The following is a 15,913-nucleotide window of genomic DNA, read 5'->3' on the forward strand; positions in this document are numbered from 1 at the left end:
TAGTGGAGTTAGTGTCCACCACCACCGCCACCTGCACCAAGAACGATGTGCGGAGCGACGTATACGAATGCAAATAGGAACAACCATACTACATCCACGAAGTGCCAATACCATGCGGCAAATTCGAACCCAAGGTGCTTTTGAGCTGTCATATTGTTTGCCATCAAGCGGAACAAACATACAGCCAAGAAGATCGTCCCGATAACAACGTGAGCACCGTGGAAACCTGTCGCCATAAAGAAGGCAGAACCATATAGTGATCCGTCAAATGAGAAGTGCGCGTGTTGGTATTCTAGAACCTGTAGGAAGGTAAAGAATGCACCTAATGCAACCGTCAACAACAAGCCAAGTTTAGCAGCTTTATAATCTGCTTCCTGAATAGCGTGGTGCGCCCATGTCACTGTTGTACCTGAAAGCAAAAGCACCAATGTGTTGATCAATGGCAAGTGGAATGGATCAAATGTTTGAACTTGGTGACCATCTGTTTGCATGGGTGGCCAGTTAGACCAAGCCGCAAGGTTTTCGTGCAAAGCTGTATCAAAACCAGTTGCACGGAATTCATGGAAAATGACCATTTCAAAGAATGACCAGAACCATCCCACAAAGAACATTACCTCTGAAGCGATGAAGAGGATCATGCCGTATTTCAAAGACATTTGTACAACAGGCGTGTGATCACCTGCGCGACTTTCTTTGATTGTGTCAGCCCACCAACCAATCAACACAACAGTGATGATCAAAAGGCCAGGAACGATTGCCAGAATATTGCCTTCAGGAACGCCAAACAGGCCTTTCATGTAAGCAACGCCGCCAAGCGCCAGAACAAATAGACCCAAAGAGGCCAATACAGGCCAAGGACTTGGGTTTACGATGTGGTAGTCATGTTTCATTGCGCCGTGCGCCATGGCCAATTCCCTCAGTTTTAAGTCGCGTTCGTCAATTACTATTGCTGATGCGAGGATTAATGTGTGCTCACCCCAGCATCAAGCTGTGCGGTATATTGATTCTTCTTTTCTGCATTCGTATCGTAAAACGTGTACGAAAGCGTAATATCAGTTATGTCGTCCAACTGTTTTTCGTCATTCATTTCAGGATCAATGTAGAAAATCACTGGTAGACGCTCTTTGGCACCAGGTTCAAATACACGTTCCTCAAAACAAAAACACTCTAACTTATTAAAATACGGACCAGCTTTGTGTGGCGCGACATTATATGCAGCCATCGCAGTGATGGGTTGATCTGTCTCATTAGCAACTTCAAAAAAGATCATGCCTGTCTCTCCCAATTTAATAGGGAAAGTACGATCAACTGGTTTGAAAGTTAGGCCTGTATGCATGCCTGTGTTCGAATCTAATCGGATTGTCACTTCACGCTCGAGCACATGACTTGGCGCTTTGTTTGCGACTTGAATTGTTCCGCCAAAACCCGTCACATTACAAAATGCTGAGTAAAGCGCTGGTGCGGAAAATCCAAAACAAAGCGCACCTACAGCGATTAACCCAATAATACCTGCTGTTTTATGATTGCGAGACAACATTTATTGCGCCCCCTCATCATGCATTTCAGTATCTTCTGGTGCATCTTCAATGACATTACCTGCAGCATCCAGCTTCTCACCATCTGCAGAATAATATTCAACTGCCGATGAGAAATCACGCGACTTTGCAACAGCTGCTGCATTATCGCCAAGGCGCGCAAGCGTGATAACAAAGACCAAAATCACAAAACCAAATAAAGCCAGCGCCAGATATTGGCCACGCCGCTTGCGTATCTTAGCTTGCGCCGGCGTCAATGTAATAGTCTCTCGAACAGGTTGAGATTGATCGTTCATGAGAGGCCTCCCCACACAAAAGGTGTTGCAAAGTAAAGCCCCAAACCTTGCTCGATAGCTAAGACCCCAAACAAGGCAAATAGATACACGATCGAAATTCCAAACAAACGTTTTGCGTGCGGGAGATCATTTTCACCAATTTCGGAATCATCACCTGCTTTAGACATGAACACACGTATAGCAGCCCACAAAAACCAGACGCCTAGACCAAATGCCGCAACAAGATAAGCATACCCGCCCAGACCAGTAGCAACTGGCACCATGCCCAATGGCAATAACAGAATTGAATATAGCAGAATCTGTAAACGCGTGTGCTTTGCACCATGCGTTACCGGCAGCATTGGCACGCCAGCTTTGCCATACTCTTTGCTTGTCCAAAGCGACAAAGCCCAGAAGTGCGGTGGTGTCCAAAAGAATATAATCGCAAACAACAGCCACGCATTTAGAGGCGCATCACCTGTGGCTGCAGCCCAGCCAATCATTGGAGGGAAAGCACCGGCAGCTCCCCCAATCACAATGTTTTGCGATGTCGAACGTTTCAGCCAAATTGTGTAAACGACCGCATAAAAGAAAATCGAGAATGCAAGCAACCCAGCAGCAAGTGGATTGGATGCAAGTGCCATAATTGTAACTGACACCGCCGACATGATTAGGCCAAGGCCCAATGCTTCATCTCGCGGGATCAACCCCGCCGGCACAGGGCGCACCATTGTCCGCTTCATGACCGCATCAATATCGTGATCATACCACATATTTAGCGCACCAGCGGCACCAGAGGCGAGAGCCACAGCCAAAACAGCCGAGGCAGCAGTTACCCAATTCATTGAGCCCGGTGCAGCGATCAAACCTGCAAATGCTGTAAAGACAACAAGCATCATTACGCGCGGCTTCATCAGCTGCACGTAATCGCCAAAGCTGGCCATGCGTGTATCGTCTTCCAATGTGTTGGTTAAATCGCTCATTGTTTCAATCTAATGATACAAACGCTCCCCTGCTTGGAACAATTACCAAAACAGAAGAGCGAATGTGAAGTTAAAAACGGACCGCTAAAATCCTAGCGGTCCGCATTCAGATTTTAGTGTCCACCAGAATTCTTAACCACTGGAAGTTCATTGAACTGGTGGAAAGGTGGTGGTGAAGACAATGTCCACTCAAGTGTTGTCGCGTACTCACCCCATGGGTTTGCTTCAGCTTTCTTACGAGCGATCATAGATAGGATCAGACCGACAAAGAAGAAGATCATCGCAACAGCTGTAATCATGTAGCCATATGTTGAGATCTTGTTCCAGAAAGCAAACGCGTCAGGATAGTCCACATAACGACGTGGCATACCGTTTAGACCGAGGAAGTGTTGTGGGAAGAAGATCATGTTTGTACCCACAAACATCAGCCAGAAGTGTACGCCTGCAAAGAAGACGTTGTACTTGATGCCGAACATTTTCTCGAACCAGTAATACCAACCCGCAAACAGTGTGAACACAGCACCTAGTGACAGCACATAGTGGAAGTGCGCAACCACATAATATGTGTCGTGAAGCATGTGATCGACACCAGCATTCGCCAACATCACGCCTGTCACACCACCAACGGTGAACAAGAAGATGAAACCAATTGCCCAGAGCATCGGCACAGTGAAAGTGATAGACCCACCCCACATTGTCGCGATCCAAGAGAAGATTTTCACACCTGTCGGCACCGCGATCACCATGGTCGCAGCCACAAAGTATGCTTTCAGCTCAACGCCCATACCTACTGTATACATGTGGTGAGCCCACACGATAAAGCCGATAAAACCAATAGCCGCCATCGCATAAGCCATCGCTAGGTAACCAAATACTGGTTTCTTAGAGAAAGTTGAAACGATGTGAGAAATGATACCAAAACCCGGCAAGATCATGATGTACACTTCTGGGTGTCCAAAGAACCAGAACAAGTGCTGGAACATGATTGGATCACCACCACCAGCAGGATCAAAGAACTGAGACCCGAAGTTACGGTCTGTCAGTAGCATTGTCAGCGCAGCAGCAAGAACAGGAAGCGCAAGAACAAGAAGGAATGCAGTAATCAACAAAGCCCAAGCGAACAAAGGCATTTTGTGAATAGTCATACCCGGTGCGCGCATGTTCAAGATTGTCACGATGAAGTTCACCGCACCCAAAATTGAAGAAATACCTGCAATGTGTAGAGACAGAATAAGGAGGTCCATAGATGAACCTGGGTGGCCCATTGTGGAAAGCGGCGGATAGAGCACCCAACCACCACCAAAACCTTTAGAGCTTTCGCTCACACCCGGTACAAACATTGAAAGCAATGCAAGACCAAATGAGAAAGGCATCAGCCAGAAAGAAATATTGTTCATGCGTGGCATCGCCATATCCGGCGCACCAATCATGATTGGAACAAAGAAGTTACCAAAACCACCGATAAGCGCAGGCATAACCATGAAGAAGATCATCGTTAGACCGTGCATTGTCGTCACAACGTTATAGTTGTGCTGGTCACCCCAACCATCAACACCTGTAAAGTATTGAACGCCCGGCTCCATAAGCTCCATGCGGATCATACCAGAAAGGCCAAATCCAATCACACCCGCAAACATTGCGAAGACAAGGTACATGATACCAATGTCTTTGTGGTTTGTTGAAAACAACCAACGTGCTGGAGACCAAACACTTGGCGCGCCAGTGTGATCACCATCATGGTGGTCTGCCACGGCTTCTCTTTTAATTGTCGGTTCCGTCGTCATGGGACCTTAGCTCCTTCTATTCTTTATTGAGCCGAGGCCACACGCACGAGCTGTGCAGGGCGTGGGGCGACTTGGTTGATGTAAGCTGTTGCTGCGTCGATATCATCGTACGCAAGGCGAAGCCATTCGTCATATTGCTCTTGAGGAACGATACGCATTTCGATTGGCATAAAGGCGTGGTCACGTCCGCAAAGCTCTGAACACTGGCCGTAATATGTTCCCACTTTTTCTGCTTTAAACCAAAGCTGGTTCAAACGCCCTGGAACAGCATCTGTTTTCAAACGGAAAGCAGGCATTGCCCATGAGTGGATCACATCAGAGGCTGCAAGGTTCATACGAATGTATTTGCCTTGCGGAAGAACCAATGGATTGTCAGTTGAAAGATTACGACGTGCACCCGGTGTAGAAGCGATATCCTCACCTGCAATCATGCGGGCATCAAATTCAACTACTTCTGTTTCGCCATCAGTGTTTTCAAAGTCGATCATGTAAGACCAGTACCACTGACGCCCGTAAGTTTTGATTGTAACCCAATCATCAGCAGCGATTTCTTGATACTCACCACTTTCAAGCTTTTGCTTTGTTGGCTCCACGTCCAATGTAAACAAGAGCGGAAACGAGAAAATCGCAATCGCAAATAAGATCAACACAGGTGCAATCGTCCAGATCACCTCAATCGCAGTATTGTGCGAGAATTTAGCAGGTGTTGGGTTTGCTTTCGCGTTGAATTTCAAAATCACCCAGCCAAGCAACAGCGTCACAAACACTGTGATGATAGTAATAATCACCATCACATAGTTGTGAAAAAAGGTAACTTGTTCCGCAACAGCTGACGCTGCAGGCTGCGGGCCAATTGCCATTGGAGTTGGTTCATTCGCAAGCGCAGAACCTGCGCCTACTAGAAGAGCACCTGCCATAGCAGCGCTCAATTTTAATCCGTGCAAACGCATAGCTTTGCGCGTCTCCCTCAATTCTTCACACGCGCCAAAACCGATTTCAACACGCAATTTCGTCAGGACCAATCAGAACTCGCGAAAATTTCTAGTGATACACCTAAAAACAATACGCTATTCGCTTATTTCCACCTTCGCTATCATGACCCCTTAGCCTTTGAAAAGTGAGCTAAGAGACAAAGCGACAGATTTTCGCCACTTTATGGCTGTAACCGCGCCTAAACTCAATGAAAATCACACATTTTTTCTCATGAGGCTTATTGCCGCGCCAGTGAAGAAACGCATTGATATACCTAACCATCCCCTCTTCGAGCCCTGTTTGCGAGCCGATTCGCTGCTTTAATCACCTCATCAAACTCCCAGCTAGGACTCTGCTCAAATTCCAAACTTCTCCCCTATTTCTATTGAATATTGCCTGATACAGCCCTAACACTATGGTAAATAAGGACTCTTCATTGAGTCTCGTTGGAACCCTCCCATATTATCAGGGATACGCTTTGATAAATGCGGTGCATTGTAGACCAAACCTATTTATGCACGCGCATGTATTCAAATCTGAAACACAAAACGGACACCTATTTTTTATGTCAGACCTTTATGATCGTTCAGCCGCTTCAAAAATCCTAGATGACGCTCTTCACGGCGCAGATGACGGTGAGCTGTATGTTGAAACAGCACGATCTGAGAGCTTTGTCTTTGATGATGGCCGCTTAAAATCTGCCGCCTTCGACACAGGTAAAGGATTTGGTCTGCGTGTTGTATCTGGCGAAACAACAGGCTTTGCACACGCAAGTGAATTAACCGACGCAGCCATTCGCCGTGCTGCAGACGCTGCTTCCGCTGCCAAACAAGGTCGCCAAGGCACACTTGCATCGCCGCCAGCACCCGTTAATTCCCGTCTTTATGCTGACGTTGATCCAACAGCAGCACCAGACTTTGCAGCTAAAACAAGCTTGCTCGCAGAAATAGACGCATGGTGTCGCGCTCAAGATTCGCGTGTTGTGCAAGTCTCAGTTTCGCTTGCTGGATCACGTGCCGAAATTGAAATTATGCGCCAAGGCGGCGCAATTGTTTCCGAAGCCCGCCCCCTTGTGCGCCTCAATGTCTCCATCACAATGGAGCAATATGGCCGCCGGGAATCTGGAGGTGCTGGTGCAGGTGGCCGCGCTGCCTATGAAGAATGGATTCAACCCGCGCGCTGGAAAGCGCTTGCTCAACGCGCCATGAAAAAAGCAGCGGTCAACTTAGAATCCATCCCAGCGCCTGCGGGTGAAATGCCCGTCGTTCTTGGCCCAGGCTGGCCAGCTGTTCTATTACATGAAGCAGTTGGGCATGGGCTGGAAGGAGACTTCAACCGTAAAGGGTCTTCAATCTACTCTGGCAAAATCGGTGAGCAAGTTGCAGCCAAAGGCGTTACAGTTGTGGATGACGGTACAATCCAAGACCGCCGCGGCTCCCTGTCTTTTGATGATGAAGGCACCCAAACGCAACGCAATGTGCTTATCGAAGACGGCATTTTGAAAGGCTATATGCAAGACCGTATGAATGCACGTCTTATGGGTGTTGAACCAACAGGCAATGGCCGCCGCGAGAGCTATGCATGTTCGCCTATGCCACGTATGACAAACACCTTTATGACAGGTGGAAACCACGATCCAGAAGAAATGATCAAATCTGTCAAACGCGGTATTTGGGCCGTAGATTTTGGTGGCGGACAAGTTGATATCACAAACGGTCAGTTCGTTTTCCAATGTACTGAAGCCTACATGATTGAAGATGGCAAAGTTGGTGCGCCCGTTAAAAACGCAACCCTTATCGGGCATGGTCCAACAGTGCTGCAACACATCTCCATGATCGGAAATGACTTTGCACTCGATGATGGTGTCGGCACGTGCGGAAAAGCCGGACAATCCCTACCTGTGGGCGTTGGACAACCTAGCTTGAAAATTGATGCAATCACTGTTGGAGGTGCAGGTTAAACCTGCCCCCAAAACAGCCTTTATGCCAAATCAATTTGCGTTAACCAATGATACTCTTTAAAAGCGTCCCTCGACTGTTTTATGGAGTAGATTAATTGTGTTTGGATTATTAAAAAAACTGTCTGGCCAAAGTGCTTCAGCAACAGAAACAATTGACGTTGCAGAAGCACGAGAGCGCAGCAAGCAAGGCATGACATTTATAGATGTCAGAACGCCAGCTGAATGGTCACAAACGGGCCTCCCTTCTCGCGCACTCGCTATATCCCTACTGGATGGATCTTTCATCAGCAAAGTAGAAGATGCCGTCAACGCAGATAAAACGGCTCCAATATTAGTGATCTGCCGCACTGGTGCCCGCTCTGCTCAAGCTTGCAAAGTCCTTCGCAAAGCAGGCTTCACTCATCCTATTAATGTGAAAGGCGGTATATTAGCTTGGCAGCTCGCAAACCTGCCTAAGAAACCCTTGCGCGGCTAATCCGTTTCAGCACACACACAAAAAAGGCGGCCCCGTTAAGAGCCGCCTTTTTATATCTCAGTAAATATGAAAGTTTAAGCGTCTTCCCCATGCGCCAGTTGGCTTTCAACTTTTTCACGCATCCACTTTTTCACAAGCGGTGCCATGGCCAACATAGCCACACCAATGCCCATACCGACATAAGCAAGTTTTGTATAAACAAGCTCATAAGTCGCTTTGGCTGAAACAGCATCCACCATTTGCCCACCAATGGTTTCAACACCCGCCATTGTAGAGATCACACCCGCAAGTGAGTTTGAAAGACCTGTATAGAGGAACCACACACTCATCGCGAGCGCGGCTGCAGCTTGAGGTGCCATTTTGGTGGTCGCAGAAAGTCCAACAGGAGATAAAAATAACTCCCCCATTGTGTGTACCCAGTACACAAGGAAGATAAAGACAACGGCTGTCATCGCGCCTTCACCTGACATTTTCATACCTGCAACCAAGGCCAAAAAGCCTAGCGCAACCAAGAAAACACCGATCGCAAATTTTACAGGTGTTGAAGGCTCTAGCTTACGCTTTGCCAAGAAAACCCACATCCATGCAACCAATGGCGCAAACAAGAAGATGTAACCTGCGTTCAAAGACTGGAATACCGGCGCAGGCACACTCCAGCCGAAGATCGTACGATCAACAAGGCGGTCGGTAAACAAGTTCAGAGATGATGCAGCTTGTTCAAACAATGACCAGAACGGAATTTGAGCAAGGGCAAAATACATCACCGCAAGCATACCACTTCGCTCTCCACCTTTCAGTTTTAAGAAAGCATAAGCCAGCAAGGCCACGAAAGTCACAATACCGATAATACCCATTAACGGCGCGGCAATCTCTGCATGCTTGATAAGCCAGATTGCGAATATTGAGATCAAAATAGCACTTGCATAGCAAAGCATTTCAACATTGATCGGGCCAAAGACAGATTGCTTCAGCTTTTCTTGTGATGGTGCTTCGCCTTTATTATCTAGCCAACCTTTAAAACCCACAAAAGTGACAAGTCCCAGCAGCATCCCAAATCCGGCAAGCCCGAAACCATAGTTCCAGCCATATACAATACCCAGAATACCACACGCGAAAGATGCCAAAAATGATCCTAGATTGATCCCCATATAGAAAATCGTAAATCCAGAATCACGACGCACATCGCCAACGCCATATAGCTCACCCACAATCGCGGAAATATTTGGCTTCAAGAAAGCCACACCCGCAATAATAACCGCAAGTGAAAGATAGAGTATGTTCACATACAAATCTTCTTGAATAACAGCAGTCGTATAGTCTTCTTTCGCTATATTCTCAGACAAGCCCACATTCGCAGGCTCAGCAATAATCATATTTGCTCCGCCTTCACCATATGAGATGTTAGAACGGCCTGTCTCGGACTGAATATATGGTACAGCATCACCGCCGCGACCATCCAATTTCAATTCATACTCCTGACCGGAATATGTCATGATCTGCTTGGAGCCATTGCCTTCAAACGCCATCCCAAAGTGACCGAGCGTCAATAATACGGCACCAAATATGATCGCTTTGCGTTGTCCTAAATAGCGGTCAGCAAGAATACCGCCCACAATCCCCATCACATAAACAAGGGATACATACGCCCCATAAATCAATGATGATTTGTGATCTGAGAACAAAAAATGCTGCGTAAGATACAAGATAAGCAGACCACGCATCCCATAATAGGAAAAGCGTTCCCACATCTCAGCAAAGAACAATACAAATAGGCCTCGCGGATGACCTAAAATGGTCTTCTCCTGCGAATCTTCGATAGTAATTTCAGTCATTTCGCCCCCGATGGCGTTAATTTTGATTAGCAGCAAGACAAGCACGCAAATCCGAGTTTCTCAAGCGATTTGAGTGCGCTCACCTGCAATCACCACATATAATTTACCTCTCAACACCCCACTTAAAGACATTTTCTTCCAAGAAATGTACGTTTTGAAAAATATGATAGCTAAAATTACATCATTTTGATGCTGACACCGCTTCGGTTTTACCCCGTTGAGCAAAATGCAAAAAAATATGCTATACTGCTAAATAAAATCAAGAAATGGGGAGAAAATGACTAAATTATCACCAGTATTCCGAACCTTTTTAGCAGTCTCGATGTGCCTGTCCCTTCATTGGTCCGCCAGTGCGTTCAACAAAACAGCCTCACCTGATGACATCGGCCCTGAGATCAGCCTGCAGCGCTCAAGCGACAATCTTTTCACGATGGAAGTCACTATTAATGGCTCACCTTCTGTGCCGATGATTGTCGACACCGCCGCCGCCATATCGGGCATACGTCCCGCCCTTTCACAGCAATTATCCCTCCCAGTATATACTAAAGAGCGTATCGTACACGGACTTGTAGCAAGCGAGTCAGCGAGTTCCGTGCATATTCAAAATATGGCGACGAGTATGCGTGAGTATGAAGGCCCCTCCATCATCATCAGCGATAGTGAAGCCATTAGCGATCCCTCTGTCATGGGCATTGTGGGCATGGATTTTCTATCAAATGACAAGGAAGAAAATCGCTATCTATTGATCAACTTCTTAGACGGACACATCATTTCCGCCGACAAAATTCCAGATCTATTTCAAGGAAAAAACATTCGAAATTTACAATGGAATAAAGTGATAGACTTTGACCGAAACCTCATCTCATTCGAAGCGAAAATTTCAAAAATCAAAAGCACAGTCATTCTTGATACTGGCATCAACTTCACCGTCGCAAATGGAGAACTTGCACGCCAACTTCAAAAGCGCGGCAACTCCCTCGCAACAACAATAGTCACCGATGTACATGGTGAAGAGGACTCAATTCGCCATATCAATATCGGTGAAATCAAAACATCATATATGATTTGGTCGACTGCACGCGCTTTAGTTCACGACTCGCCCGCAATCGCTCATCTTAAATTGGATCAGACCCCCACGCTTTTGATGGGACTAAACCACCTAAAAAAGCTCGGCTTTATTCTGGATCGAAAAAAGAACAAGATTTCCTTTGTCGATGCACGAATGATGCGTGAAGAAGATCAATCTTGCACAGGATCACGCATTTCTTGTTCCGATGCGATGTGGAGTCATTTCAACTATAACCGCTAAGCGCGCTAGTAAACATAGTCCACAAACGCTTTAGAAAGGTCGCGATTCCATTCGCCATGATATTTCTTCAGCATACGTTGCGCTGGGTTTTCACCTGTTTCAGCAATCAAATCCAGATCACGCAAAAACCCTGTTTCATCATCGCCAGATGTGGACAGTTTTGCACGACGTTTTAGGCCAGCACGTGAAAGCGCAAGCACATCCTTGGCCACATCTTGCAAAGTAGCGTTCCCGATTGGCGATTGCAGCCCCATCACGGGCGCACACAAGCGCATGCTTTCGCGTTCTGCAGCGCTCCAGCCTTTAACCAGCTCCCAAGCATCATCAAGGCTTTGCTGATCGTAAAGCAGCCCAACCCAGAATGCAGGCAGCGCACAGATTTGCCCCCAAGGACCAGAATCTGCACCACGCATTTCAAGAAATTGTTTCAAGCGCACTTCAGGAAACAAAGTCGACATGTGATCATCAAAATCATCCATTGTCGGCTTATCACCAGGCACAACATCCAGCTTGCCCTCTAAAAAGTCTCGGAATGATTTACCCGATGCATCCAGATATTGATTGTTTCTGCGTACAAAATACATTGGCGTATCGAGCACATAATCAACATAGCGCTCAAACCCATACCCTTCTTCAAAGGCAAATGGCAGCATGCCTGTACGGTCTGGATCAGTGTCAGACCACACATGCGCACGATAAGACTGAAAGCCATTTGTGCGCCCTTCTGCAAATGGAGAGTTAGCAAATAAAGCTGTTGCTATCGGTTGAAGCGCCAAAGACACGCGCATTTTCTGCACCATGTCAGCCTCAGAGCTATAATCTAAATTGGTTTGAACCGTACACGAACGAAACATCATTTGACGTCCCAAGCGGCCAACTTTCGCCATGTAATCACGCATGATTTTATAGCGCCCCTTAGGCATCATCGGCGTTTCTTCCAAAGACCATATCGGAGAAAAGCCAAGCCCTAAAAACGCGATCCCGATTTCATCGGCAATCTCGCGCACTTCTTTGAGGTGCACGCCCACTTCATTACATGTCTGGTGAATGTGCTCTAGCGGCGCACCCGATAGTTCTAGCTGACCACCCGGCTCAAGGCTCACTGATGCCCCATCTTTTTTAAGGCCAATAATACGACCCTCTTCTTCAATTGGTTCCCAATTAAAGCGATCGCGCAAACCTTCCAACATGGCACGAATAGACGCCTTTCCCTCATAGGGGACGGGTCGATTACCATCTGTTAGAAAGCCAAATTTTTCGTGTTCTGTCCCAATCCGCCATTCTTCGCGCGGCTTACAGCCTGCTGCAATGTGGGCAATCAATTGGTCTTTCGATTCAATACGGGGCGCATTCGCGTCAATCGGTTTGGTTGGCGTAGACATAAAAGCACCCCTGCTTATTTAATCCGCTCTTAGCGGCTATTGAATATGTAGTCAGTCCCAGATAGGTAGCTTCCGCATAGAAACCAAGTCGTAATTGCCAAAATCACGTTTAATTTACCTACAGCTTTTGGCGCACCTTTTGAAATCCAAGATAAAAAACTCAGGATAATCAGTAACGACATCCTTAAATCTCGCTAGTTATAGTGTGCATAAGCACCACCTATAATAGCACTCTACCGCCAGTCTCCCCGTGCTGCCTGCCATAAAGTCAAGGCAGAAACGGCAGCGGTTTCAGCGCGTAAGATTCGCGGCCCCAAAGTTACAGGCACTACATAAGACTGTTGGCGTAAGTATTTGCGCTCTTCGGGTGAAAACCCACCCTCAGGACCAATTAATATGGCCGCCAAGCCATCTTCTAATTCTGATATAGCTTCCAGCATGGGTTTTGCCCGCCCCTCATTGCCACCCCAATCTTGGGCAGGGTCATCTCCTGCTTCATCGCAAAAGACCAATCGGCGGTCAGAGTCCCATTTGCCAAGCACTTCAAGCAATTGTTTTGCATCTTGCACCAATGGCAAATCCAAGCGCTCGGTTTGTTCAGCAGCTTCTTCAACAATTTTTTCAAGACGAGAAACGCGCACCGTACTTGATTGCGTGCGCTTAGTGATTACGGGCTGGATCATGGTCACGCCAAGCTCTGTAGCTTTTTCAACAACAAAATCAGTGCAAGTCTTTTTCAATGGTGCAAATAGCAATTGCAAATCACCCATAAGTTTTTGCGGGTGAATAAGCTCCTCTAGTCTCAAAAAACCTGCCGATCGCATAGCTTCGGTGACAACTGCGCGCCATTCTCCATCACGTCCGTTGAAAACCCGAACCGAGTCATCTTTTGCCAATCGCAAAACGCGAAAAAGGTAATTGGCCTGCTCAGAGGTCAATGCGAGGGGTGCGCCAAGTGCCAAGTCGGACTTGACGAAAAGTCGTGGGATCGTGCTCATAGGGCAATATATGAGCAGATTTGCTCAAAGGCTCAACACTCGTTTTAAGATCATCCGCAATTTGGATGTAGTTCAGGTCGAATATGTCTACAGAAAAGATAGCAATATCAAGTATCAAGCCCAAGGACGCACAGCCGCAAAGCTGGGTTGATAAAATGCCAGACAGCCTAGAACCCTATTGCAGACTATCGCGCTATGATCGCCCTATCGGTATTTGGTTGCTTGCTCTGCCGGGTTGGGCAGGTATTTTATTTGCGCGCCTCAATGAAATTCCAGTTTGGAATGATCTTATTCTTGCTGCTCTTATCTTTGTTGGCGCAATTGCAATGCGCGGCGCTGGTTGCACATATAATGACATTCTCGATAAAGATTTTGACGCCAAAGTCGATCGCACTGCCGGACGTCCCATCCCCGCTGGTCGTGTCAGCGTCAAACAAGCTTGGGTGTGGACACTTATTCAATGCCTGATTGGTTTAGCTGTCTTGCTCACCCTTCCGCGCTTTGCCCAATATATCGCGCTTGGCTCAATTCCGTTTGTCGCCGCCTACCCTCTCATGAAGCGCATCACTTGGTGGCCACAAGCTTGGCTCGGCCTCACATTAAATTGGGCTGCACTCGTCTCAATCGCCGCCATCAATAACGCACTCACCTTACCAGATTTTCTCCTCTATTTCGGTTTCATGTTTTGGACCATTGGATATGACACTATCTATGCACTTCAAGACAAAGAAGATGACGCGATGATTGGTGTGAAATCTACTGCTCGTCGATTTGGCGATAAAGTAAAAGCCGCCGTTTTCATCCTCTATGGATTATCTATTGCTTGCATTGGCGCAGCTTGTCTTTTGGCAAACGCTCCGATTGGATTGGTTGGCGTTGTTATTTTCGGTGGTCATTTAATGCTTCAAGCGATAAAGACGTCGCCAGACCAAGGTGACTCGGCTTTGGCAGTTTTCAAATCCAATCGCGAAGCGGCATTTTTGCTTATTGCGGGATTTGGCCTATCTGCCCTATTGCTGACCTAACCTAAAACTAAGACCAAAATAACACTCGCAGAATGCGGGCGAAGGAATGATGAAAATGGCTGTCAAAAAATCTCGCAACATCTTCGGCGACGAAACAATGTCAATGACACTCGCCATCTCAACCGCACTCATGACAACATTATTTGTCGTTATTGGCGGTGTAACTTCTCTTCCTGAGTCAGATGACACGCAGGCACATAGCAATGTCGAGACACATTTAGAGCAGACAGCTACCACTGAGACACCTGCCCCTGAGCACAAAGACGACACGCAGCTAGCAGAAAGCACGGACTCGCACCTCACAACCCAAGCAGTCACGCCTGAAAAACCAGCCACACCAGTTGTCACGCCAACACCTGTTGAACCAACACCTATCGCCCCGCGCCCTGGTGCCAACAGATATGCAGAAAATATGCGCTTACTTTTGCCAGCTTTAGAATTTGAAGCGCGTTTTCCAGAAGGCAGCAGTGATGAGCCGGCCTATCGTTTTATTATGGAAAAAATAAGCGCCTATAGAGACCGTTTACGTCATGACTCTGCTGAAGCAAAAAAAGACTTTGAAAGCAGAGATATAGCTTTCCACCCTTGGAGCGTGGACATCATCTTCCGTGAAATCCAACGTAGTGGAAATATCGTATCTGCAATGGGACGCGAATACAGCTATACTGGCGGCGCTCATCCAAATTTGAACTGGCAAGGTCTTATCGCTGAAGCAGACACAGGCGAAAGCATCACGCTATATGATATGTTCATGCCCCGTGTTGGCCTCTCTCCAGCATTGGCCATCGCTGCGTGTGAGAAAATCAAAGACGCCAAACTTGAACGCATGGGTGAAGCGACAATTGATGGCGACCCTATTGAGTGTGGGTCAAGCGCAATGAAAGATCGAATCTTCAATGCAGAAACCTCACTCACAGCGTCCACAACCAAAGACAAATTTGGCGGCGTTATGCTAATGTTTGCTCCCTATGAGCTTGGCCCTTATGTTGAAGGCCCATATACGATCGTCGTCAGCCAAGCAATTTTTGCAGATGACCTACGTCCCGAATATCGCACACTTTTTTCTGGTGACGCTATCCGCCCACAAACAGAATAGTCTTGTATTAAATTCCTCTATAGCTGGATCACTTTCTGGCGTTCACAATCAATTGTTTGGTAGTTTATCTGAATGTTTGGCATATTTGCCTCATGACACATTCAGATAAAGGCTCCGATATGAAATTTGGCTCATGGCTTTCCGAACGCCCAATATCACGGCGCGGCGCATTTGTATTTTTAGGCGGCGGCGCTGCCCTCGCAAGTGGCGCATTGGTCACGAACGCTCTTGCAGCGCCATCTGACCAAGCCCCTCAAAGCAGTCAAGCAACAACAGATGCCCCCGAA

14 protein-coding genes are annotated in these 15,913 nt (G+C 47.1%); 5 read left to right on the forward strand and 9 right to left on the reverse strand.

Going from position 1 to position 15,913, the window contains the following annotated elements; translation table 11 throughout:
• Positions 1-8: 8 nt before the first annotated feature.
• The 6 genes from ACFQS8_RS05535 to coxB all read right to left on the reverse strand — a co-directional run bounded on the left by ACFQS8_RS05535 (position 9) and on the right by coxB (position 5,599).
• Positions 9-905, reverse strand: a complete 897-nt coding sequence (locus ACFQS8_RS05535) for a cytochrome c oxidase subunit 3 (protein ID WP_382166264.1) — start codon at positions 903-905, stop codon at positions 9-11.
• 56 nt (positions 906-961) lie between these two features.
• Positions 962-1,537, reverse strand: a complete 576-nt coding sequence (locus ACFQS8_RS05540; protein ID WP_382166265.1) for a cytochrome c oxidase assembly protein — start codon at positions 1,535-1,537, stop codon at positions 962-964.
• Positions 1,538-1,831, reverse strand: coding sequence for a hypothetical protein (locus ACFQS8_RS05545; RefSeq protein WP_382166266.1), 294 nt, complete (start codon positions 1,829-1,831; stop codon positions 1,538-1,540).
• Complete coding sequence (gene cyoE, locus ACFQS8_RS05550) at positions 1,828-2,793, reverse strand: heme o synthase (RefSeq protein ID WP_382166267.1); 966 nt, start codon at positions 2,791-2,793, stop codon at positions 1,828-1,830. Before cyoE ends, ACFQS8_RS05545 begins: the two co-directional genes overlap by 4 nt.
• Positions 2,794-2,906: 113 nt before the next feature.
• A complete protein-coding gene (gene ctaD / locus ACFQS8_RS05555; RefSeq protein WP_382166268.1) occupies positions 2,907-4,577 on the reverse strand; it encodes a cytochrome c oxidase subunit I in 1,671 nt (556 codons plus the stop codon).
• Positions 4,578-4,600: 23 nt separating this feature from the next.
• A complete protein-coding gene (gene coxB / locus ACFQS8_RS05560) occupies positions 4,601-5,599 on the reverse strand; it encodes a cytochrome c oxidase subunit II (RefSeq protein WP_382166269.1) in 999 nt (332 codons plus the stop codon).
• Between the two features lie 515 nt (positions 5,600-6,114).
• Between coxB and tldD the strand changes: the two genes are divergently transcribed.
• A complete protein-coding gene (gene tldD / locus ACFQS8_RS05565) occupies positions 6,115-7,509 on the forward strand; it encodes a metalloprotease TldD (RefSeq protein WP_382166270.1) in 1,395 nt (464 codons plus the stop codon).
• A 97-nt stretch (positions 7,510-7,606) separates the two neighbouring features.
• Positions 7,607-7,984: a rhodanese-like domain-containing protein gene (locus ACFQS8_RS05570; protein ID WP_382166271.1), complete on the forward strand. Its 378-nt coding sequence runs from the start codon at positions 7,607-7,609 to the stop codon at positions 7,982-7,984.
• A 74-nt stretch (positions 7,985-8,058) separates the two neighbouring features.
• Here the strand turns inward: ACFQS8_RS05570 and ACFQS8_RS05575 are convergent, their stop codons facing one another.
• Entirely contained in the window at positions 8,059-9,816 is a 1,758-nt protein-coding gene (locus ACFQS8_RS05575) for a peptide MFS transporter (protein ID WP_382166272.1), read from the reverse strand.
• Positions 9,817-10,093: 277 nt separating this feature from the next.
• On the opposite strand from ACFQS8_RS05575, the gene ACFQS8_RS05580 reads away from it, so the two are divergent.
• Positions 10,094-11,125, forward strand: coding sequence for a retropepsin-like aspartic protease (locus ACFQS8_RS05580; protein WP_382166273.1), 1,032 nt, complete (start codon positions 10,094-10,096; stop codon positions 11,123-11,125).
• 5 nt (positions 11,126-11,130) lie between these two features.
• On the opposite strand, the gene ACFQS8_RS05585 is transcribed toward ACFQS8_RS05580, so the two are convergent.
• Together ACFQS8_RS05585 and ACFQS8_RS05590 are read right to left on the reverse strand one after the other, a co-directional pair.
• Entirely contained in the window at positions 11,131-12,507 is a 1,377-nt protein-coding gene (locus ACFQS8_RS05585) for a glutamate--cysteine ligase (RefSeq protein ID WP_382166274.1), read from the reverse strand.
• Positions 12,508-12,740: 233 nt separating this feature from the next.
• Positions 12,741-13,505: a 16S rRNA (uracil(1498)-N(3))-methyltransferase gene (locus ACFQS8_RS05590; RefSeq protein ID WP_382166275.1), complete on the reverse strand. Its 765-nt coding sequence runs from the start codon at positions 13,503-13,505 to the stop codon at positions 12,741-12,743.
• A gap of 83 nt (positions 13,506-13,588) precedes the next feature.
• On the opposite strand from ACFQS8_RS05590, the gene ubiA reads away from it, so the two are divergent.
• Entirely contained in the window at positions 13,589-14,530 is a 942-nt protein-coding gene (gene ubiA, locus ACFQS8_RS05595) for a 4-hydroxybenzoate octaprenyltransferase (protein WP_382166276.1), read from the forward strand.
• A gap of 55 nt (positions 14,531-14,585) precedes the next feature.
• Positions 14,586-15,626, forward strand: a complete 1,041-nt coding sequence (locus ACFQS8_RS05600; protein WP_382166277.1) for a DUF3298 and DUF4163 domain-containing protein — start codon at positions 14,586-14,588, stop codon at positions 15,624-15,626.
• Positions 15,627-15,913 lie beyond the last annotated feature (287 nt).

The organism is Hirschia litorea, from assembly GCF_042665075.1.
GTDB classification, from domain to species: Bacteria; Pseudomonadota; Alphaproteobacteria; order Caulobacterales; family Hyphomonadaceae; genus Hirschia; species Hirschia litorea.